Annotated in this window: 20 protein-coding genes and 1 riboswitch; of the genes, 8 read left to right on the plus strand and 12 right to left on the minus strand. The window is 71.9% G+C overall.

Annotated elements, in window-relative coordinates; translation table 11 throughout:
* The first annotated feature begins 2 nt into the window (after positions 1 to 2).
* Positions 3 to 1,586, plus strand: a complete 1,584-nt coding sequence (locus tag ACQPZ4_RS13935; RefSeq protein ID WP_433060071.1) for a glycoside hydrolase family 43 protein — start codon at positions 3 to 5, stop codon at positions 1,584 to 1,586.
* 4 nt (positions 1,587 to 1,590) lie between these two features.
* Here the strand turns inward: ACQPZ4_RS13935 and ACQPZ4_RS13940 are convergent, their stop codons facing one another.
* From ACQPZ4_RS13940 to ACQPZ4_RS13960, 5 genes are all read right to left on the minus strand, one after another.
* A complete protein-coding gene (locus ACQPZ4_RS13940) occupies positions 1,591 to 1,878 on the minus strand; it encodes a hypothetical protein (RefSeq protein WP_433060074.1) in 288 nt (95 codons plus the stop codon).
* 58 nt (positions 1,879 to 1,936) lie between these two features.
* Positions 1,937 to 2,719 (minus strand): SDR family NAD(P)-dependent oxidoreductase, encoded by a 783-nt coding sequence (locus ACQPZ4_RS13945; protein ID WP_433060076.1) that lies wholly within the window; start codon positions 2,717 to 2,719, stop codon positions 1,937 to 1,939.
* A 21-nt stretch (positions 2,720 to 2,740) separates the two neighbouring features.
* Positions 2,741 to 4,069 carry a serine hydrolase domain-containing protein gene (locus ACQPZ4_RS13950; RefSeq protein WP_433060079.1) on the minus strand — a complete coding sequence of 443 codons (1,329 nt, stop codon included), beginning with the start codon at positions 4,067 to 4,069 and terminating at the stop codon, positions 2,741 to 2,743.
* Between the two features lie 49 nt (positions 4,070 to 4,118).
* Positions 4,119 to 4,682 carry a DUF6082 family protein gene (locus ACQPZ4_RS13955; RefSeq protein ID WP_433060082.1) on the minus strand — a complete coding sequence of 188 codons (564 nt, stop codon included), beginning with the start codon at positions 4,680 to 4,682 and terminating at the stop codon, positions 4,119 to 4,121.
* Between the two features lie 85 nt (positions 4,683 to 4,767).
* Positions 4,768 to 5,082 carry a DMT family transporter gene (locus ACQPZ4_RS13960; protein ID WP_433060085.1) on the minus strand — a complete coding sequence of 105 codons (315 nt, stop codon included), beginning with the start codon at positions 5,080 to 5,082 and terminating at the stop codon, positions 4,768 to 4,770.
* Positions 5,083 to 5,104: 22 nt separating this feature from the next.
* A riboswitch (guanidine-III (ykkC-III) riboswitch) is annotated at positions 5,105 to 5,170 on the minus strand.
* 46 nt (positions 5,171 to 5,216) lie between these two features.
* On the opposite strand from ACQPZ4_RS13960, the gene ACQPZ4_RS13965 reads away from it, so the two are divergent.
* Together ACQPZ4_RS13965 and ACQPZ4_RS13970 are read left to right on the plus strand one after the other, a co-directional pair.
* Positions 5,217 to 6,017 carry an SAM-dependent methyltransferase gene (locus ACQPZ4_RS13965; protein ID WP_433060088.1) on the plus strand — a complete coding sequence of 267 codons (801 nt, stop codon included), beginning with the start codon at positions 5,217 to 5,219 and terminating at the stop codon, positions 6,015 to 6,017.
* Positions 6,018 to 6,200: 183 nt separating this feature from the next.
* Positions 6,201 to 6,695: a YcxB family protein gene (locus tag ACQPZ4_RS13970; protein WP_433060091.1), complete on the plus strand. Its 495-nt coding sequence runs from the start codon at positions 6,201 to 6,203 to the stop codon at positions 6,693 to 6,695.
* Positions 6,696 to 6,744: 49 nt separating this feature from the next.
* Here ACQPZ4_RS13970 and ACQPZ4_RS13975 read toward each other — a convergent pair whose 3' ends face one another.
* Entirely contained in the window at positions 6,745 to 7,143 is a 399-nt protein-coding gene (locus tag ACQPZ4_RS13975; protein WP_433060094.1) for a winged helix-turn-helix transcriptional regulator, read from the minus strand.
* A 64-nt stretch (positions 7,144 to 7,207) separates the two neighbouring features.
* Between ACQPZ4_RS13975 and ACQPZ4_RS13980 the strand changes: the two genes are divergently transcribed.
* Both ACQPZ4_RS13980 and ACQPZ4_RS13985 read left to right on the plus strand, forming a co-directional pair.
* The gene (locus tag ACQPZ4_RS13980; RefSeq protein ID WP_433060097.1) at positions 7,208 to 8,017 is read left to right on the plus strand and encodes an SDR family oxidoreductase; all 810 of its coding nucleotides are present in this window, start codon (positions 7,208 to 7,210) and stop codon (positions 8,015 to 8,017) included.
* Positions 8,018 to 8,056: 39 nt separating this feature from the next.
* Positions 8,057 to 8,707 carry an NADPH-dependent F420 reductase gene (locus tag ACQPZ4_RS13985; RefSeq protein ID WP_433060100.1) on the plus strand — a complete coding sequence of 217 codons (651 nt, stop codon included), beginning with the start codon at positions 8,057 to 8,059 and terminating at the stop codon, positions 8,705 to 8,707.
* On the opposite strand, the gene ACQPZ4_RS13990 is transcribed toward ACQPZ4_RS13985, so the two are convergent.
* From ACQPZ4_RS13990 to ACQPZ4_RS14010, 5 genes are all read right to left on the minus strand, one after another.
* The gene (locus ACQPZ4_RS13990; protein WP_433060103.1) at positions 8,704 to 9,180 is read right to left on the minus strand and encodes a hypothetical protein; all 477 of its coding nucleotides are present in this window, start codon (positions 9,178 to 9,180) and stop codon (positions 8,704 to 8,706) included. The two genes, ACQPZ4_RS13985 and ACQPZ4_RS13990, sit on opposite strands and share 4 nt — an antisense overlap.
* A gap of 2 nt (positions 9,181 to 9,182) precedes the next feature.
* Complete coding sequence (locus tag ACQPZ4_RS13995; protein ID WP_433060106.1) at positions 9,183 to 10,481, minus strand: condensation domain-containing protein; 1,299 nt, start codon at positions 10,479 to 10,481, stop codon at positions 9,183 to 9,185.
* 254 nt (positions 10,482 to 10,735) lie between these two features.
* Positions 10,736 to 11,401: a response regulator gene (locus ACQPZ4_RS14000; RefSeq protein ID WP_433060109.1), complete on the minus strand. Its 666-nt coding sequence runs from the start codon at positions 11,399 to 11,401 to the stop codon at positions 10,736 to 10,738.
* A complete protein-coding gene (locus ACQPZ4_RS14005; RefSeq protein WP_433060111.1) occupies positions 11,398 to 12,564 on the minus strand; it encodes a sensor histidine kinase in 1,167 nt (388 codons plus the stop codon). Before ACQPZ4_RS14005 ends, ACQPZ4_RS14000 begins: the two co-directional genes overlap by 4 nt.
* A gap of 717 nt (positions 12,565 to 13,281) precedes the next feature.
* On the minus strand, positions 13,282 to 14,088 hold the full coding sequence (locus ACQPZ4_RS14010) for a lysostaphin resistance A-like protein (RefSeq protein ID WP_433066520.1): 807 nt from the start codon (positions 14,086 to 14,088) through the stop codon (positions 13,282 to 13,284).
* A 274-nt stretch (positions 14,089 to 14,362) separates the two neighbouring features.
* On the opposite strand from ACQPZ4_RS14010, the gene ACQPZ4_RS14015 reads away from it, so the two are divergent.
* The 3 genes from ACQPZ4_RS14015 (at position 14,363) to ACQPZ4_RS14025 (ending at position 20,392) form a co-directional block, all read left to right on the plus strand.
* Positions 14,363 to 15,493 carry a SigB/SigF/SigG family RNA polymerase sigma factor gene (locus ACQPZ4_RS14015; protein ID WP_433060114.1) on the plus strand — a complete coding sequence of 377 codons (1,131 nt, stop codon included), beginning with the start codon at positions 14,363 to 14,365 and terminating at the stop codon, positions 15,491 to 15,493.
* A 27-nt stretch (positions 15,494 to 15,520) separates the two neighbouring features.
* Positions 15,521 to 16,987 carry a cysteine--tRNA ligase gene (gene cysS / locus ACQPZ4_RS14020; RefSeq protein ID WP_433060117.1) on the plus strand — a complete coding sequence of 489 codons (1,467 nt, stop codon included), beginning with the start codon at positions 15,521 to 15,523 and terminating at the stop codon, positions 16,985 to 16,987.
* 150 nt (positions 16,988 to 17,137) lie between these two features.
* Complete coding sequence (locus tag ACQPZ4_RS14025) at positions 17,138 to 20,392, plus strand: zinc-dependent metalloprotease family protein (RefSeq protein ID WP_433060120.1); 3,255 nt, start codon at positions 17,138 to 17,140, stop codon at positions 20,390 to 20,392.
* Positions 20,393 to 20,408: 16 nt separating this feature from the next.
* Here the strand turns inward: ACQPZ4_RS14025 and ACQPZ4_RS14030 are convergent, their stop codons facing one another.
* Positions 20,409 to 20,852, minus strand: coding sequence for a hypothetical protein (locus ACQPZ4_RS14030; protein ID WP_433060122.1), 444 nt, complete (start codon positions 20,850 to 20,852; stop codon positions 20,409 to 20,411).
* Between the last annotated feature and the right edge of the window lie 15 nt (positions 20,853 to 20,867).

The raw sequence follows: 20,867 nt of genomic DNA on the forward strand, positions 1-20,867 counted from the left end.
AGATGGGAACCACCACTGTGAACATCGTGAACCCGGTCCTGCCCGGATTCCACCCCGACCCATCCATCCTGCGGGTCGGCGAGGACTACTACCTCGCCACCTCGACCTTCGAGTGGTACCCGGGCGTGCGGCTGCACCACTCGCGGGACCTCGTGCACTGGCGGCCGATCGGCGGCGCGCTGGACAGCCTGCGCCTGCTGGACATGACCGGCAACCCGGACTCCGGCGGCGTCTGGGCCCCGTGTCTGTCCTATGTAGACGGCCTGTTCCACCTCGTCTTCACGGACGTGAAGTCCTACTCGGGCTTCTGGGACACGCCGAACTACCTCGTCACCGCGCCGTCGATCGAGGGCCCGTGGTCGGACCCGATCCCGCTGCACGCGCAGGGCTTCGACCCGTCGTTCTTCCACGACACCGAGGACGGCCGCAGCTGGCTGCTGTCCAACCGCACCGACTGGCGCCCCGGTCACCCGTGGGCCAACGGCATCATCGCCCAGGAGTACGACCGCGCCGCCCGCAAGCTCGTCGGCGAGCCCGTCACCATCTACACGGGCACGCCGGCGGGCATGACCGAGGGCCCGCACCTGTACCGGCGCGACGGCTGGTACTACCTCGTCACCGCCGAGGGCGGCACCGAGTGGTTCCACCAGGCGACGGTGGCCCGCTCCCGCGACGTGCTCGGCCCCTACGAGACCGACCTGGGCGCGCCGCTGCTCACCTCGGTGCACCGGCCCGACCTGCAGCTGCAGAAGGCCGGCCACGGCAGCCTCGTGGACACCCCGGCCGGCGAGTGGTTCTTCGCCCACCTCACCGGCCGGCCGCTGAGCCCCCGCGGCCGCTGCGTGCTCGGCCGCGAGACGGCGATCCAGCGCGTCACGTGGACCGAGGCGGGATGGCCGCGGATCGACGGTGGTGTACCGCACGACGAGGTTCCGGCCCCGCAGCTCCCCGCCCACCCGTGGCCGGACGAGCCCGAGACCGACGACTTCGGTACCGCGGAACTCGGGGTGCACTGGGCGACCCTGCGCCGCCCGGCCGCCCGCGACTGGGTGAGCACCGAGGCCCGCCCCGGCCACCTGCGCATCCACGGCGGCCGCTCGGCCGGCGCACTGGCCGGCGAGAGCCTCGTGGCCCGGCGGGTCCAGCACGCCCGCGCCACCTTCGAGGCGACGGTCGAGTTCCGCCCGGCCCACTTCCAGCACATGGCCGGGATCACCGCGTACTACAACAGCCGCAACTGGTACTTCCTGCGCGTCGGCTTCGACGAGCAGCGGGGCGCGGTGGTGGACGTGCTGTCCAGCGATCGCGGGCGGTTGCAGTTGCACGGTCCGGCGGTACCGGTGGCGGGGGCGGTGCGGCTGCGGCTCGACCTGGACGGCGGCGTGTTGCGCGCCTCGTGCGGCGAGACCGAGTGGGGCCCGTTCGACGCGTCGATCCTCTCGGACGAGTACGCCCGCGAGTTCGACGGCGAGACGGCCCGCGCGTGGGGCTTCACCGGCGCGTTCTTCGGCCTGTGGGCCCAGGACCTGACCGGCGGCGGGCTGCCCGCGGACTTCTCGGCGGCTACCTACAAGCCGCAGCGGTAGTTCGCTAAGGGAGGCAGGGCTCGCCGCGTGGCGAGCCCTTTCCGGCGTGGGCGACGAGCTCGATACGGGGGACGGTGTCGTGCGGGAGACTCGCGTAGTCCCAGCTGACGATGACGTCGAGCTCGCCGCCCAGGGCCCGGTTGAGCAGCTCCTGCAGCAGGACTCCGTCGGGATCGTGCACGGTGTCGACGGTGTCGTAACCGTGCCGGTCGGCGTGGGCGTTGCACTGGTCCAGGTACGTCATCTGGCGCAGGTAGATGACGGCCCGGAGGGGTGGCAGTTTGGCGTCCATGTCACGTAATCGGTGACGCCCGGCCATTCGTAACAGATCTTGACCAACTGGGGCGTTTTCAGGGCAGGATCGCGTCGACGTAACCGCCGTCGACCCGGACCGCGCCGCCGGTGGTCGCCGAGGCGAACGTCGAGCTGAGGTACACCACCAGGTTGGCGATCTCCTCGGGTTCGATGAGCCGCTGCAGGAGCGACTGCGGCCGGTACTTGCGCATGAACTCGTGCTGCGCCTCGTCCCACGGCAGGTCGCGGTCGACGAGCTCGTACACGAAGTCCTCGACCCCGCCGGTGTGCGTCGGCCCGGCGATGACCGCGTTCACGGTCACCCCGCTGCCGGCCGCCGCCTTGGCGAACCCGCGCGCGACCCCGAGCAGCGCCGTCTTCGACACCCCGTAGTGGATCATCTCGGCCGGGATGACGACGGCGGAGTCGCTCGCGATGTACTGCACCCGCCCCCACCCCCGCGTCATCATCCCCGGCAGGTAGGCCCGGGTGAGCCGCACGCCGGAGAGGACGTTCGTCTCGAAGTACCGCCGCCACTCGTCATCGCTGATCGCGAGCGGCTCGACGGTCCCGAAGATCCCGAGGTTGTTCACCAGAATGTCCACCTCGGGCAGCACCTCGAGCACCGCCCGCGTCCCCTCGTCGGTCGCCACGTCCCCGGGCGCCGCGACGAAGTCCCCGTCCCCGAGCCGCTCCAGCGCCTCGGCCACGGACTGCTCGTTGCGCCCGTTCACGCCGACCCGCGCTCCCGCCCGCGCCAGCCCGGTGGCGATGGCGGCCCCGATCCCGCGAGTGGAGCCGGTCACGAGCGCGGTCCGCCCGGTCAAGTCGATCTGCATGACCCGATCGTGCCACGCCGGTCATGCGGCCGAGCGCTTGTTCATCCGGCCGCCGGCGCACCGGTGCGTGGCCCGGCCGGACTCGTCGTCCCCCAGATACGACACGAGATAGACGCGGTTGTACCCGCTGACGGGCAACCCGGCCGGCGCGAACAACCCGGCGCCGATGTGGGCGTAGCGCTGCGGGGGCCCGGTGACGGTACCGCCGGCGAACGCGGTGAAGATCGCCTCCTGGCCGGCGTCGGCCGGCTCGTAGGTGACCCGCTCCTCCAGCTCGTCCCCGACGACGCTGACGTCCACGCGCAGCTGCTGCGAGCGATAGGTCCCGGCGTACCGGCGCAGGTCCTCATCCGGTGCGGCGAGCACGGGCGGTGCCGCGGGCCCGACGAGCGCCGGCACGAGCTCGTTGTGCAGCGCGAAGGCGGCGGGATCGTTGCCGTACGCCGCGATGACGAGGTCCCGCTCCGGCACGACCGCGAGCACCGCCACCCCACCGGGCGAGGCTCCCGACATCGACAGCACCTTCGCCCCGCCGAACTCCTCGAGCAACCACCCCATCCCGACCGGCGGCACGTTGGCCACCCCCATGTCGTGCTGCGGCACCGCCATCGGATTGTCGCCGCCGAGGTGCACCCGCCCGAGCGCGAGCAGATCCCCGACGGTCCCGATCGCACTCGCCCCGGCGGGCCCCCACGTGTCCGGCAGCTTGAACATGCCGGTCGGCCGGCCGTTGAAGTGCCCGATGGCGGTACTGCGCAGCACCGCCTCCTCCGCGGAAGTGCTCGCATGCGCCATCCCGTGTCGCGCGAACACCTCGCTCTGCAGCAGTTCCAGGTACGGCCGCCCGGTGACGACCTCGAGCAGCCGCCCGGCCACGATCATGCCGCCGTTGGAGTAGCTGACGTACCGCCCCGGCTCGAACAACGTCCCGCACTGCCGCGCCATCCCGGCCATGTACTCCTGCAGCGCGCGGGGCCCGCAGCCGGCCGGGAAGTACAGGTCGGCATCGATCCCACTGGTGTGCGTGAGCAGCTGCCGCACCGTGATCCTCCCGGCCGCCCCGTCCTCGGCGAGCCGGAACTCGGGCAGATACCGCACCACGGGCGCGTCGAGGTCGATCTTCTTTTGCTCGACCTGCTGCAACACGAGCATCGTGGTCATCACCTTGGTGATCGACCCGAACAGAAACCCGGTGTCCTCGCGCATCGGCGCCCCGGTGTTCACATTGGCCACCCCGTGCGCGAACACGTCGGTTTTTCCGCTCCGGTACACCCCGACGAGGAACCCGGGCACGCCCGTCTCCTGGCAGAACCGCACAACCCGCTCACGAACTTGCGTCATCTCACTCATGCCCCAGATCGTCGAGGGTTCCCCCAGGGTCAAGGTCAAGCCCGACGTTTCAGCGGCGCCGCCCGAGCAGCCAGCCCACGGCGGCAGCCCCCACGACGAGCGCCGAGACCGCCGCGGCGCCGCGTCGCGAAGCCGGCATGTGCGGCGGCCTCCCCTGGAGCGGGAGAACGGCCGATTCGCGCGGCGGAATCGGGCCCGACGCCGTTGCGCGCGAGTACTCCCGGGCGGCGATGATCACGAGGCGCCGCGTCGTCGCGTTGTCGGACGCGCTCCAGTCATCCCCGGCGGTCGCCCAGTACGTCCGTCCGCGTCGCGCGGAGAACCAGTACCGCAGGGCGCGCGCGGCCGTCTGGAAGTCCTTTGCCGCCTGGATCTGGGCGAGCCGGAGTTGCCGTCCCTGGAAGATCAGTCCGGCCGCCACGCCGGCGACGGCCAGGGCGCTGAACGCGGCGGACGCGGCGCCGTAGGCCTGGCCGACGTCCGCCAGGTCCGCCCACTCGACGTTGGGCCATCGCCTCGCCATCGCGAGTGCGAATGGCGAGGCGAGCGCACAAGCGACCGCCGCCGCGCAGACGGTGGTGATGGCCAGGCCGGTCCGGACGCGGCTGCTCATGTCAACTCCACGAAGTCGAGGCGCGATACCTCGATCGTGGTTGGCCGGCACGGAATGTGCGGTACTCAACTACGCACGGTGGTTACTAGTGGAAGACCTTCAGGCCGATGACGCCGGCTACCACGAGGAGGAGGCAGAGCAGGCGCATCACGGTGGCCGACTCGCCGAGGAAGAGCATGCCGGCCAGGGCCGTGCCGACGGCGCCGATGCCGACCCAGACCGCGTAGCCCGTGCCGATCGGGATGGAGCGCAGTGCGTAGCCGAGGCCGGCCATGCTGATCACCAGGCCCGCGGCGAACACGGCGGTGGGGACGGGGCGGGTGAAGCCCGCGGTGCGGCTGAGGGCGATCGCCCACACGGACTCGAACAGACCAGAGATGACGAGGACGATCCAGGCCATGACGAACACACCGAGCCAATCGTGTGGTCGTCTTGTCAGGCCGGGTACGACTCCACTCGTCCGGGAACGGCCGCCAGCGCGGCGTCACGTTGAGTATAGCCAGCAAAAGGGTCGATCCATTAACTTCCATGGTGATGGACAGCACCCGGATCGACACGTCGGTGCCGCACCCAGCGCGGCGGTACAGCTACTGGCTCGGCGGGAAGGACCATTTCGCCGCCGATCGGGAGTCGGGGGACGCGATCGCCAAGGCGTTTCCGGCGGTGGTGGAGCTGGCCCGGGCCAACCGGGCGTTTCTGCGGCGGGCGGTGCGCCATGTCGCCGAGGCCGGTGTGCGGCAGTTCCTCGACATCGGGACCGGGCTGCCGGCGCCCGGGAACGCGCATGAGGTCGCGCAGGGTGTGGCGCCTGAGGCCAGGGTGGTGTACGTCGACAACGACCCGATCGTGATGATGCACGCGCAGGCGCTGCTGGTCGGGGATTCGCGTGGGCGTACCAGCTACATCGAGGCCGATGTGCGCGAGCCCGAGGTGATCCTGGGGCGCAGGGAGCTGGCCGAGACGATCGACCTCAACGAGCCGGTCGGGCTGCTGCTCGTCGCGCTGCTGCATTTCGTGCACGATGATGCGCAGGTCGAGCACATTGTGCGCACGCTCGTCGGGGCGCTCGCGCCGGGGAGCTACGTGGTGCTCAGCCACGGGACGATGGACTTCAGCGACGCGGACGGGATCGCGGCGTACGAGCGGATGTTCGCCGCCCGGGGGACCGATGTGCGGGCGCGGCCGCGGGCGAGGCTGGGGGAGTACCTCCGCGGCTTGGAGCTTGTCGAGCCGGGCATCGTGCCCGTCGCCGACTGGCATCCCGACGATCCCGACGCGCCGCGGCCCGTGAGCAAGGACCTGGGCATTGTCGGAGTTGTAGCAACCAAGCGATAAAAGGCAACCATGCGATACAAAGGGACCCGCCGCGGTGGAGCGCGGCGAGTCCCTGGAAACCGCCCGGGCCGGCGGTCATCGGAAGCGTAGAGGCGCCCCGAGCGCGAGATCAACGGATCGACCGGGCCGAATCACGCGCGGTAGGTTTTCCGTAGCGGCGCGGTAGCGCACTATCGTGCGGGGGTGCAGATCCGATTCGACGTGCCGGCCGACCCCGGCTACCCGGGCCGCGTGGCCGCCGTGCTCAGTGCCGCGCGGTTGCGCAAGTTCACGAACATCGGCGCCGTGCTGCTCGCGCTCGGGGTCGTCGGGCTGGCCGCGTCGCGGGTGGCGAACTTCGGCACGCAGCTCGAGCAGCTGTACTACGCGCTGATCATCGGCGGCGGCCTGTCCATGCTGTACGCGCCGTGGGTCCGGTTCAAGGCCAAGCGCCGGTCGGACAAGTACGCGGTCGAGGGCGCGTACGACATCACCGACGACAACATCAACATGCGCAGCGGCACCGAAGAGGGCGGCATCGCCTGGGACGGCGTGTCCCGGGTCGCGGAGACGCCGGAGTTTTGGATCGTCTACGTCGGGCGCATCCCGGCCACGGTCATCCCGCGCAGCCTGATGTCGCCCGACCAGGATGAGACGCTGCGCGCGTTCATGGCGAGAAACGGCCTGCTGCCCGTCTAAGCGGGGCCGCCGTCGTGGCGGGCCTGCGCCACGACGGCTCGCTGCCCGTCTAAGCCGGGCCGGCGTCGTGGCGGGCCTGCGCTTCCAGGATCTCGTCCACATTGCCGCGGATCCAGCCGACGATCACCAGCAGCCGCTCGGCCAGGCCGTGCCCCAAAGGCGTCAGCCGGTACGTCACGCTCGGCGGCGCCGTCGCCCGCACCTCGCGGCCGATCAGGCCGTCGCGGACCAGCGTGCGCAGGGTCTGCGACAGCATCTTCTCGGTGATGCCGCCGATCCGGTCGCGCAGCTCGAAGAAGCGCAGCGGGCCGTCGTGCAGCGTGGCCAGGATGAGCATGCCCCAGCGGCTCGTCACGTGGTCGAACACCGCGCGCCCCGGACAGGCGCTGTTGAATACGTCACCCGGGAACCCGTCGGCAGCCGGGCCGGCCTCGAACCCTACCGTCACGACCTGAGCTTACCCCGAGGTATGAGCTATCCAGAAGATAGCCCGGCTGCCTAGCGTGGGTCGCATGACGAATCTCGTAATCGGCGCCACCGGCAACGTCGGGCGCCATGTCGTGGCGGGCCTTCGGAGTGCGGGCGCGGATGTGCGCGCATTTAGCCGTACCATTGCGGCAGGAATCGACTCGGTGCCCGGCGACCTGACCGAACCCGACACCCTCGCAACGGCGCTCGACGGCGTCGAAACCGTGTTCCTGCTGTGGCGCGCGCTGCCCCTCGACGCCGCCCCGCCGGTCGTGGCCGCCATCGCCGAGGCGAAGCACGCCCGCCGGGTGGTGTTCCTGTCCTCGGCCGCCGAGGACGGCCCGGTCGCCGCGCTGCACCACGGCATCGAGGAGCTGATCCGCGCGACCGGCCTCGAGTGGACGTTTCTGCGACCCGCGCAGTTCGCGGCGAACACCATGGAGTGGGTGCCGCAGATCCGCGCCGGGGACGTTGTTCGCGGCGCGCACGGCGACGTGCCCACGACGCTCATCCACGAGCGCGACATCGCCGCCGTGGCCGTGCGCGCGATGACCGGAAACGAGCACCTCGGCCGGAGCTATGTGCTCACCGGGCCGGAGATCCGCACCCCGGCCGAGCTCGTCCCGGTCATCGGCGAGGTGATCGGGCGGGACCTGCGCTGGGAGGAGGGCACAGTCGAGGAGGACCGGGCGCGGATGCTCGCCTGGATGCCGGCCGCGTTCGTCGACGCCGTGCTCGCGGACCGCGCGCGGCGCACGCCGCCGCTGTTCACGTCGACGGTCGAGGAGGTGACCGGTGCACCCGCGCGCACGTACCGCGAGTGGGTGATCGAGCACACCGAACTGTTCGCTTAGCGGCGGAATGGCCGCTCGGGCCCCGGGGTTGCGCGGGATATGACAACGATCGGACTCATCGGCTCCGGGCACATCGGCGGCACCGTGGCCCGCCTGGCCATCGCCGCCGGCCACGACGTGGTGCTCAGCAACTCACGCGGCCCCGAGACGCTCGCCGACCTGGTCGCCGAGCTCGGCCCCAAGGCCCGCGCGGCCACCTCGGCCGAGGCCGCCGCGGCCGGTGACATCGTCGTGGTGACCGTGCCGCTCAAGGCCTACCGCGCCGTGCCGGTCGAGCCGCTCGCCGGCAAGGTGGTCATCGACACGAACAACTACTACCCGGACCGCGACGGGCGGGTCGCCGAGCTCGACAACGGCTCCGCGACCACGAGCGGGCTGCTGCAGGAGCACCTGACCGGGGCCAGGGTGGTCAAGGGCTTCAACAACATCTGGTACCAGAACCTGCACGACCTCGCCCGCCCGGCCGGCGCCGACGATCGCGCCGCGCTGCCCATCTTCGGCGACGACGAGCAGGCCAAGCAGGAGGCCCGGGCGTTCCTCGACGGGATCGGCTACGACGCCGTCGACGGCGGCACCCTCGCCGACAGCTGGCGCGCCGAGCGCGACACGCCGGTGTACGTCAGCCCGTACCGCGAGGGCAGGACCGACGCCGCGAGCGTTCGCGCCGCGATCGAGGCGGCCACCCGCTAGCGGGACTGGCTGACCGTCCCGTCGGCGGCGATGCGGATCTCACCCTGCGGGGTGGGGTCCGCGCAGCCGCTCGCGGTGCCGGGACACACGCCGGTCGGCCGCACGGTGACGGGCGCGTCGCTCACCAGCGGAGCCGTCACCGTCACGGTCACCGCGTCCATCGTGAGCTTCGGCACCGGCGCGTACCCGTACCCCGGCCCGGACGACGGGATCTGCACCGCCCCGCACGTGTCGGACGTGCACGGGATCGGGCTCATCCGCCCGGAGATCATCAGCGGCACGTCGAGCTCGTCGCAGCCCCAGCCGCCGCACACCCGCAGGTGCACCGACGGCACGCGCGGGGCGAGCGCCTCGTCGACCCCGACGGCGAATCCGCGCAACGGCGCCGCCGCACCCCCGCCGGACTGCACGGGTCCGGCGGGCAGCATGCATCCGGACAACAACGCCCCCGCCAGTACGGCGATCAGCAGCATCCTCACATCAAGGCAGACGCCGCCGGAGCGCGGACGGTTCCCTGCGCTGCGGCCACAATCACCTGTTCGATGCCGCGCAGCCCTGATTCGAGCATGGCCGGGGACACGGCGGCGGTGTCGACGCGCCACGTCAGCTCCAGCCCGTCGGTTCCCGCGTCGACGTGCAAAAAGCAGGTGGCGTCGTACTCGTTGGAGCTCGGCCCCCACCGCAGCGTGCCCGGTCCTGTCGCGTCGCTCGGCGCCTGCGCGGCGGATCGGCGACGGTCGTTGAAGTAGCACATGGTGTCCAGGTCCACGCCGCGCTCGGTGCCGACCCGGTCGACGAGGGCCCACAGGTCGCGCGGGTGGTAGTACGCGTGCATGCCGGCCGCCAGTTGCGCACTCCAGGCGCGCGCGACGACATCGTCGAACTGTTCAGTTCCGTCGCCCGCGTCGAACACGGCCAGTCCGGCCTGCGCGAGATTGCTCACCGAGGCGGCGAACCCGGGCCGGAAGCGGTTGCTCACCACGATCCGGAACGCGCCGACGGGCTGGCCGGAGAGGCGGGCGAGCACCACCGCGTACGCGGCCAGCAGCACGGTCCCGCTGTGCACCTTCGCGCGTTCGGCAACGATGTGCACGGCGCGATCGGTGGCCGGGCTGACCAGCGTCGCCTCCTGCCAGCGCTCCGGCTGCGGCGCCAGGGCCTGCGGGAAGCGGCGGGGCTCGATGGCGCGCAGGTGGCGCTCCCAGTACCGCAGCGACGCATCGTGCTGCCGCCGCGCCGACCGCCCCTGCTGCGCCCGCGCGAGCTCGAGCGGCTGAATGCCCTCGACGGGGGCGTCGGTGCCGAGGTTGGCCAGGTCGGCGACGAGGGCCTCGAACCCGTACCCGTCGATGACCATGTGGCAGTAGAGCGCGACCAGGTGCAGCGCCCGCTCGCCGTCGGCGATCACCGCCATGCGCACCGGCCAGTCGGTCACCGGATCCCAGGGCGCGGACTCGTACTGTGCGCGAATCGCGCTCGGATCGGTGCTCGCTTCGTACACTTCGAGCACGATCTCGCCGGCGGCCGCGAGGTCCTGGAAGGGTGAACCGTCCTCGAACCGCAGCCGGGTGCGCAGCGACTGGTGCCGGCTCATGATGAACCCGAGCAGCGTCGCGATGCCGTCGACGGTCGTACCCGGCTCGAGGGGCATCGTGCCGCCCGCCCACTCGACCGCCTGCACCACCTGCATCGAGCGCCAGGCCGCGAACTGCCCCCACGTCAGCTCGCCGGTCCCGGACCCCTCACCCGCGAATGCCACGGTGCTGCGACGCATTTGCCGGCTCCTTCGAAACGGTCGGTGCCGGCGGCGCCTTGCGCTCGCCGCCGGCCCGATACCACGGATTCTCAGAGGGTGCGAACGGACTTCATGGTCGACCTCCCTTCGGGCACCGCGTCGGTCGATGGCTCGGACTTTAGCGGCGCCGCAAAGGCTTCAGCGACGGTACGGAAGCAAATGACATCGATTCATGTAAGCATTTCGAGATAGAGGGTGATGATAGGGTTCGACGCCGTTGAAATTCGCGCGCGTCATTGCGTGGGATCGGCCAGCCCGTTCCGGTACGCGTACACCACCGCCTGCACCCGGTCGCGCAGATCGAGCTTCGTCAGGATCCGAGACACGTACGTCTTGACGGTCTCGGCACTGATCACGAGCGTCGCGGCGATCTCGGCGTTGGACAGCCCGGTCGCGATCAGCCGCAGCACCTCCAGCTCCCGCGGCGCGAGCACCTGCCCGGCCGCGGCCGCGGGGTCGGCGGGCCGCACCCGGGTGCCGAACCGCCCGATGAGCTGCCGGGTGACCGCCGGCGCGAGCAGCGCGTCCCCCGCCGCGACCGTGCGCACGCCCGCGATCAGCTGCTGCGGGGTGGCGTCCTTGAGCAGGAACCCGCTGGCGCCGGCGCGCAGGGCCTGGAACACGTACTCGTCGAGGTTGAACGTGGTCACCACGAGCGTCCGGATCGGATCGGCGACGCCCGGCCCGGCGAGCTCGCGGGTGGCCTCGATCCCGTCCAGCACCGGCATCCGGATGTCCATCACGACCACGTCGGGCCGCAGCCGGCGCGCCAGCTCGACGGCCGCGCGCCCGTCGCTCGCCTCGCCGACCACGTCGAGGTCCGCCTGCGCGTCGAGGATGGTGACGAATCCGGTACGAACGAGCGCTTGATCGTCACAAACGAGCACCCGAATGCTCATGCGGTGTCTCCAGCCGGGATGCGGGCGGCCACGGTGAAGCCGCCGTCGGGGGAGGGCCCGGCGGTCAGCTCGCCGCCCAGGATCTCGACGCGGTCGCGCAGCCCGTCCAGCCCCCGCCCGGACCCCCCGACCGCGCGCGCCGGCATGTCGCCGGGTTCGTTCACGACCGTGATGCGGACGCCGTCACGTTGATGCGTGAGGCGAACCGTGGTCGCGCGCCCGGGCGCGTACTTGAGCGCGTTCGTGAGCGCTTCCTGCACGACCCGGTACGCGGCGAGTTCCCGCCCGGACCCGAGCCCGCCGGGATGTCCGTCCTCGACGAACTCGACGGGCTGCCCGGACGCCCGCGTCTGCGCCACGAGATCCCCGAGCGCGGCGAGCGTCGGCAGCTCCCCCCGCGGCGCGATGCGGTCCGGATCGAGCACCCCGAGCAGATCCCGCAACTCGCGCAACGCCCGCCGCCCGGTCCCGCTGATCGCCTCCAGGTTCGAGGTCACCTGCCGCGGGGCGAACTGCGCGGCGTCGGCCTGCACGACCATCGCGGTGACGTGATGCGTGATCACGTCGTGCAACTCCCGCGCGATCCGGGCCCGCTCCCCGGCCCGCGCGGCGGCGGCCGCGGCCCGGCGCCGCTCGTCCTCGGCGATCCGCCACTGCCGCAGCCGGGCCCCGGCCGCCCACCCGAGCGCCACGAGCAGAAAGAACAACACGAAGTCCTGCGGTTGCGCGGCCGACCCGGCGGCGTGCAGCCCGACCGCCAGCCCGGCATACGCGGCGACCGTCGCCCCCGTCATCCACGCCCGGTGCCGCTCCTGGTGCGCCGCCGCACTCCACAGGGCGACCAGCAGCCCGGCCCCGGCAAACGTCGGATAACCCCGCAGCTCTTGTACCGCAAAGCCGGCCGCCACCACCGCCAGCACCGCCGCCGGCCACCTCCGCCGCCACGCCAACGGCAACGTCTGCGCGAGCGCGGCGACAATGGCAAGCGCGTCGATGGGCCGATGCGGCAGCTCGCCGAGCCGCGTCCCGTACGGCGGCAGCGGCGGCAGGAACGCGATCGCCGCCAGCAGGACCCCGAACGCCCCGTCGCGCACCACGACACTGCGCTCCCGCCACCAGCTCAGGGTCGCGGCGCCGAGGCTCGGGGCAGCCAGACGCAACACGCCCGCAGCGTAGCGACCGCTGCCCCACCGCACCCCCGCGCGTCGGCTGAGTCCGCCCGCCACCGATGTCCGCCGGTCGTACCGATGCTGGCTCACTGAGACTGGCCCTCTGCTCCCGTTCCAGCGAAGCCAGGCGTCTCCGCAGCCGGATCAGGATTTCGCGCCGCAGCTTCTCGGCATGCCGCCGAGCAAGCCCCCAATCCCGATGCCGCTTGTGCTCCCGCCGAAACGCCTCGTTCGTAGGCGAGTAATTCCGCCGCCTGGTGCAATCGCGCATGGAAGCCAATTCCGCCCGACCAAACAATGACATCTGCCCCACACAGCAATTGTCCCACCAGGCCTAAAAATTGCCGACTCCGACAACCGAACAATCGCAGATGCCGCAAATTCCTGAGTTGTACCACCGATCGTCGACCACGACGAACCCGGCAGCCCCCAACGGTCTGGACCACCTCCCCGTAAGCAGCGTCGGGCCGGGTCCACTTAACCCTGTGGGCCGCCGACAGGCGGGCCGAACCATCGGCCGAGTGCACTGCTGCGGTGCCCATCGGTCCGGCGCGGGGTTTTCCACCCGCCCGATGGTCACCACATATGTGCCCTCGGCCGATGGTCCCCGGCCGCCAGGGCGACCGGAATGTATCAGCGTGGTCCCGGAGACAACTTTGGTCACCGTTCGGTGGTCCAGGAGGAGCATTTGGAAAGAAGAAAAGCCGCCAGCTAACGATCCGAAGCCGCACGGCGAACGATCCGCCCATTCCGGTATGCGTGGCGCAGGAACAGCGCCGCCACCACCACGCCCACCACGATCGCGAGCACGCTGCCCTCCGGCCCGAACGAGCCCCCGCTGATCAGCGCGTTCCCAGGAGCCGACCCGCGCAGCAGACCGTGCGTCCCCGAAGTGCCCGAGACCACCGCGCCGAACAACCCCGACTCGGCGAAGTTCCAGCCCAGGTGCAGCCCGATCGGCACCCACAGCGAGCGGGTCGCCGTGTACGCCGCGCCCAGCATCAGCCCCGCCTCCGCCGCGATCGCCAGGGCGCCCCACAGCGTCGCGCCCGGGTTGAGCAGGTGCAGGGCGCCGAACAGGACCCCCGACACGGCCAGTGCGATCCACGTGCCGAGCCACTCCTCGACAAGGCGGAACAGGGCGCCGCGGAACAGCAGCTCCTCGGCGACCGCCGCGCCGACCATGGTGCCCAACGTGGCGAGCATGGCCCAGAAGGAGCCCCAGCCCTCCATGCGGTACCCGCCGAAGAGCGCGATCACCCCGATCGTCACCGCGAACAGGGCGATGCCGGCCCCCGTCCACCGCAGGACCTGCGGGGCCAGGGTGGACCAGGCCGCCTCGTCGACCGGGCGCTTTTCCAGCTTGCCGACGATCCAGCGGTACACGAGAAGGCCACCGGTCGCGGTCAGGCCTCCGCAGATCAGGGCCAGGGCGAAATTCCCCGACGCGGCCTGGTTGAGCGCGGCCGAGGCCACGAGCGCCACGGCGAACACCACGAGCATGACGAGCAGGCGCAGGCCGATCCGCCGCGCCGGTACCGTCCGGGTCTCGGTCATCGTTGTCTCCTCAAGAGGTGTGCTGACATCGATGACGCTAGGTGGACCGGCCGGGCCCCGGCGTCACCGTGTGGTGGGCACCCTCGTGTAGCTCGTCCGGGGGACAAGCGGCGGTTACGGGTTTGCCGAGATTTCACTCCGGAGAGGGATCGACAGTTCGCTCTCTGTATAACTTGCGGGCGAATCGTCGCTTCACGGACTAGTTGTGAGCAGGCTGCCAGCACACGATGGCACTGTGGAGCTGTCTGTGCTCTCGTCGACCGACGGCGAGCGGTGCCTGTTCGAGCTGACCGGGGTGGCCGACTACGCGACCGCGCCCTACCTGCGCCAGCTCGTGTTCGCCCAGCTCGATGCCGGGCGGCGCGAGATCGTGCTGGAGGCGGGGCGGCTGCGGCTGATCGACGCCGCGGCCATCCGTGTGCTGCTGTACGTGCGCCGCCGCGCCGAGCAGCACGGTGCCTGCGTGCGGGTGGCCGGGACGAACGGCACCGTCCTGGCCGCGCTGGAGATCGTCGGGGCGGCCAAGCGGTTACGGGCGTACGACGAGCTGGACTGGCCCGTCGACGAGCGGCAGCGCGAGCCGATCGTCCTCAGCGAGCTGCCGCCGCCGCCCGGGCAGTTCCCGGCCGAGGTGATCGAGCTGGTGCGCCGGTTCCGGGAGCTGGACCCGTCCGACCCGCGGCGGCTGCGGGCCCGCAACGCCGTCGTCGAGGCCTGCCTGCCCGCGGCGCGGCGGATGGCGCGCCGCTACGGGCCGCCGGACGCGCGCGGCGACCTGATGCAGGTGGCGGCGCTCGGGCTGGTCAAGGCGGTGGACGGCTTCGACCCCGAGCACGGCGTCGACTTCGGGGCCTACGCGACCCCGACGATCATCGGGGAGCTGAAGCGGTACTTCCGGGACCGCACCTCCGGCGTGCGCGTCCCCCGCCGCCTGCAGGACCTGCGCATCCGCCTGCAACGGGCGCGCGACGAGCTCACCCAGCAGCTGCGCCGGCCGCCGGTGATCGCCGAGCTGGCGGCGTATCTGGGCGTCGCGGAGCGGGAGGTCGTCGAGCTGATCGTGGCGGCCCGGATGCTGCGCCCGCTGTCGCTGGAGGCGCCGACCCACACGGGCGCGGAGCCCGAGGTGACGGTGGCCGAGACCGTCGGCGTCGAGGAGCCCGAGTACGACCTGGTCGAGCACCAGGAGGCGCTGCGCCGCCTGATCGCCCGGCTGCCGGAGCGGGAGCAGCGCATCCTCGCGCTGCGCTTCTACGGCAACCACACCCAGTCGGAGATCGCCGCGGCCGTCGGGCTGTCGCAGATGCACGTGTCCCGGCTGCTCGCCCACGCCCTGGACTTCCTGCGGCGGCATCTGAACGCCTGAAAACCACGATTGGTAGCGTTTTCGGTCATGGCCGACGGTGCATCCATCATGCTGTACAACTCGCTCACCCGGCAGGCGGAGCCGCTGCGCCCGCTCGTCCCCGGCGAGGTCGGCATCTACACCTGCGGCCCCACCGTGTACTCCTACGCCCACCTCGGCAACATGCGCCCCTACGTCTTCAGCGACACCCTGCGCCGGGTGCTGGAGTGGAAGGGGCTGCGCGTCCGCCAGGTCGTCAACATCACCGACGTCGGCCACACGGTCGGCGAGAGCGACCTGGGCGAGGACAAGGTCGAGGCGGCCGCCCGGCGCGAGCTCAAGTCGGTGCGGGAGGTCACCGCCCACTACACCGAGGCCTACCTGCGCGACATCGCCCGGCTGAACGTGCGGACCCCGTCCGACCTGCCCCGGGCGTCCGATTATGTACCGCAGATGCTCGACTTCGCCCGCCAGCTCGATGCGGACGGTTTCACGTATCAGCTGGACAGCGGCCTGTACTTCGACACCGCGCGCTCGTCCGGCTACGGCACCCTGGCCCAGATCTCGATGGAGGGGCAGCGCGAGGGGGCGCGGCTGGAGACGGTACCGGGGAAGCGCAACAAGGCCGACTTCGCCGTCTGGCGCACGGAGGCCCCCGGCCGGCGGCGGGTCATGCGCTGGGACTCCCCGTGGGGCCCCGGCGTGCCCGGCTGGCACCTGGAGTGCTCGGTGATGAGCATCGACCTGCTCGGCGAGCACTTCGACATCCACACCGGCGGCGTCGACCACCGCGAGATCCACCACGTGAACGAGATCGCGCAGAGCGAGGCGTACCTCGGCGCCGGCCGCCCCTGGGTCCCGCTGTGGCTGCACAACGAGTTCGTCCTGCTGCGCAACCGCAAGGTCGCCAAGTCCGAGGGCGGCGCCCCGCTCCTGCAGGACCTCGTCGACGACGGCCTGCACCCGCTGGCCTACCGCTACTTCCTGCTCACGGCCACGTACCGCAGCCAGCTCGAGCTGACCGACGCCGCGGTGCGCGCCGCCTCGTCCGCCCTGCGCCGCCTCCTGGGCCGCGCCCAGGCCCTGCGCCCGCTGCCGGCGATCCCGACCCTGACCGCCGCCCTGGAGGCGATGGCCACCGACGCCGGCCGCGCCGCGCTGCACCGCCTGGACGAGGCGCTGTCCGACGACCTCAACACGCCGCGGGCGCTGGCCGACCTGACCACGGCGGTGCGCGGCGAAGAGCTTCCAGAAGAAGATTTGACGGTGCTGCTGGCGGCGGCCGACACCGTCCTCGGCCTGAGCCTGGGCACGCTCGACCCGTCGGAGCTGGACGGCCGCACCGAGGTGTCCACTGTGGACGAGGAGTTGCGGGCCCTGCTCGTCCGGCGCGAGGATGCCCGCAATCGCCGTGACTGGCCCGAATCCGACCGAATCCGCGACGAGATCGCGGCGGCCGGCTGGCGCGTGGTCGACACCGCCGACGGTCCGGTCCTCGAACCGCTGCGCTCCTAAACATCGACAAGCGCTCACGGCGACCCGGAACCGGTCGGCGTTCCGGGTGCGACACCGCAGCCGCGCGGCCAGAACCCGGTCGCGCCCGTAGAACGCTGCGTGTCGGCGGCAGTACGTTCGGCCAAAATCGCCGTGCCTTTGGAGGCCGCCGTGCGAAGCCGACGTCTCGTCGCCCAGTTGATGGTGCCACTCCTCGCGTCCGCCGGTGCACTCCTGGCCGGCGCCGCTCCCGCCGCGGCCGCCGCGGACGGCGGGGTCATCACCTCGAACGGCCCGCTCACGTCCATCCAGACCACCGCCGACCTCAACTGCGCGGTCAACTACGCCGGCGACTCGCTGCCGGAGTTCTTCGGCACCACCGCCTGCGGCACCCTCATCGCGGCCGGCGGCGTGCTCTACGGCCCGGCGAACATTCCCGCCGGCGGCAGCGCGGCGCCGCGCACCGCGTGGACCCCGCAGTCCCAGGACAGCTCGGGTTCCGGCACCGCGCTGGACCCGTACCGCGTCGTCACCGTCGTGACCGGCGGCCCGCTGCGGGTCACCCAGACCGACCTGTACGTGGTCGGCCAGGAGAACTACTCGACGCGGGTCCAGGTGCTGAACCTGACCGCGAACCCGGTCGAGATCGTCGTGTACCGCGCCGGCGACTGCTACCTGCAGAACAGCGACTTCGGCTTCGGCGCGTCGGACCGCGCGGCCGGATCGGTCGCCTGCACCGCCGGGTCGGCGCCGGGCAGCCGGGTCGAGCAGTGGGCGCCGCTGACCGCCGGCTCGCACTTCTACGAGTCGTTCTACGGCACCGTCTGGTCGCGCATCGGTTCGCAGCAGGACTTCCCGGACACCTCCGAGGACGCCACCCGCCAGGACAACGGCGCCGGGCTCTCGTGGCGCACCACCCTCGCCGGCGGCGCGGAGGCCTCGTTCTCCCACCTGACCGCGTTCTCGCCGACCGGCGTGGACGTCTCCGACACCGACGGCGACGGCTTCCCCGACACCTGGGAGCGCCCCGACGGCGGCGTCGACACCAACGGCGACGGCACCCCGGACTTCAAGCTGTCCGACTTCGGCGCCACCCCCGACAAGCCCGACGTCTTCGTCCAGGTCAACTGGACCCAGTCCCGCCGCTGCTCCTTCTGGATCTTCAACTGCTCCACGGTGCACCGCCGGCCGTCGCTGGCCGCCCTGCGCGACGTGCAGGACGCGTTCAAGGCCCACGGTGTACGCCTGCACGTCGACGCCGGCCCCGCCAGCCTCATGAACCCGGACACCAACGCCACCTGGGGCTCGCTCAGCCAGGTCGCCAACGCGGGCATCGACGTGCCCGACACCATCCCGGGCGCGAACGGCAACGACTTCGACTGGACCTGGTACGACGACCACCTGCGCTCGGCCGCGATGACCGACCAGCGCCGGGCCCGCATCTTCCACCTGGCGATGTACATCGGCCGCTTCAACGCCAAGGGCAACTCGGGCCTGTCGCGGGGCAGCAGCGGCCTGTACGCCGGCCGTGACTTCATGCTCGCGTACGGCGTGTTCAACGGCAACGGCCCGACCCGCCAGCAGGAGGCCGGCACGTTCATGCACGAGCTCGGGCACAACCTCGGGCTCAGTCACGGCGGCTCGGTCGAGAACCAGATCAACTGGAAGCCGAACTACCCCTCGGTGATGAACTACCACTGGCAGATGTCGGGTGTGCCGAAGTACAGCAACACGGCGCTGCTCGACTACTCGGAGGGCACCCTCAACCCGATCACCGAGAGCTCCCTGGACGAGGGCGCCGGCCTCGAGCCCGACTCGGTGGCCAACGACATCGGCACCTCGTGGGCCTGTCCCGACGGCACCATCCATGCCGTGTCACCGTCCGTCCGGTCGGTGGACTGGAACTGCGACAACACGATCGGCGGCACGGTCCGGGCGAACGTCACCGGCGTCGTCATCCAGGGCGTCCGCAACGACACCCTGGACAACGAGACATTGCGCGACTTCAACGACTGGGCCGGTCTGATCTACGACGGCGGCGGCGCGCTCGGCGGGGCCGGCGACCCGGTCTCGGCCCCGGCCACCACCGCGGTCGACGAGGAGCCGTCGGCCCAGGACCTGGTCGCGGCGGCGCCCGACTACCATCCGGTGACGCTCGCCGGGCTGCCCGGGCAGCTGGCCATCAGGTCGGGCACGAGCGCGCCGCTGCCGGTCACCGTCACCAACCACCGCGACACGCAGGTCACGTACCGGCTCTCGGTCAGCGCGAGCGGGCTGACCGTGTCGGGCCTGCCGGCCGAGGTCACCCTGGCCGCCGGCGCGAGCCAGACGCTGCCGGTCGTCGTCGCGGCCGGGCCGGCCACCAGCGCCGCCTACCTGGAGATCGACGCCGACGGCGGGGAGAGCTCGAACACGGCCGCGGCCACCACCGAGGTCTACGTCACCGACGAGCCGGTGCAGGACCAGCCGCCGGTCACCCAGCCGGTGGCCCGCATCGCGCTGGCCCCGGCCGGCTCCGCGATCGCCGCGGGCGGCACGGCGACCTTCACGGTCACCGGGTACGACGCCGCCGGGCACGACCTGGGCACGCCGGCGGGGGTCGCCCTCGCCATCGCCCCGGACGGCTCCTGCGCCGCGCTGACCTGCACGGCCACCGCCGCCGGGGCGCACACCGTGACCGCGACCGCGCCGGTCGGCGGGAGCACCGCCACGGCGACCGCGACCCTGACGGTGACCGCCGGGCCGGCCGCCACGGTGCAGACCGGGTCCGGCGACGGGCAGTCCGCGGCGGCCGGCAAGACGTTCGCGGCGCCGCTGGTCGCCCAGGTGGTGGACGCGTACGGCAACCCGGTGGCCGGAGCCACGGTCACGTTCACGGTGGCCGCCGGCGCCACGTTCACCCCCGGCGGCGCGACCAGCCAGGCGGTGACCGGCAGCTCCGGGGCGGCCACCTCGGCACCGCTCAAGGCCGGCACGACGGCCGGCCCGGTGACCGTCACCGCCACCACGGGTACCGCGACCGCGGCCACCTTCACCGAGATGGTCACCGAGGCGACGGTGTCGCGGGCCGACCTGGTCTCGACGGTGTCCGCGCCGGCCACCACCCGGGCCGGCAGCACGTTCAAGGTGACGCTCACGGTGACCAACAGGGGACCGGGCACCGCCAACAGGTCGATCGCGGTGCTGATCCTGCCGCCCGGCGTGACCGTGCGGGACGCGGGCGGCGGCCGGGTGGTCCGCGGCGCGATCCTGTTCGACACCGGGAAGCTGGGCCCGAAGGCCTCGGCGTCGCGGACGGTCACGCTGACCGCCACGGCGCTGCGGTGGCGGTGGAACACGCGGACGTTCTACTGCCTGGCCCTGTCCTCGACCCCGGATCCCAACCCGTTCAACAACGGCTCGCGCGCGGTGGTCACCGTGCGCTGAGCCGCCGCCGACCCGGTCAGGGCCGGAAGGTGGTGCGCAGGTCGTCGCCGGTGTACGTCCGGCCGCTGGCCCAGGCGTCGACGACGACCTCGCACTCCCCGGCCCCGGCCGGCACCTCGACGGTGACCGTCACCCGCGCGGCCGGCTCGGCCGGAACCCCGCGCGGGTGCGTGGTGCCCGACAGCTCGCACGTCCCGGAGAAGTCGGCGTCGACCGTGCGGGGACCGTCAGCCGACGCGAGGCGGACCGTGACGTCGAACGCCACCGCGCGGCCGCCCGTGCGCACCTGCGCGGGCCCCTCGACGGCGACGGCGTCGGTGCGCACCAGCCCGGCCGACTTCGCGTCGGCGAAGGGGATGCCGGTGCCGGGCGGCGGCTCCTCGGCACAGGCGCCGAGGAGCAGGACCGATGCGCCGAGGAGCAGGACGGAGGCGAACAGCGCAGCACTGGCGGGTCGCATGCGTCCACCGTAGAC

Source organism: Dactylosporangium sp. CS-033363 (assembly GCF_050942475.1).
Taxonomy (GTDB): domain Bacteria; phylum Actinomycetota; class Actinomycetes; order Mycobacteriales; family Micromonosporaceae; genus Dactylosporangium.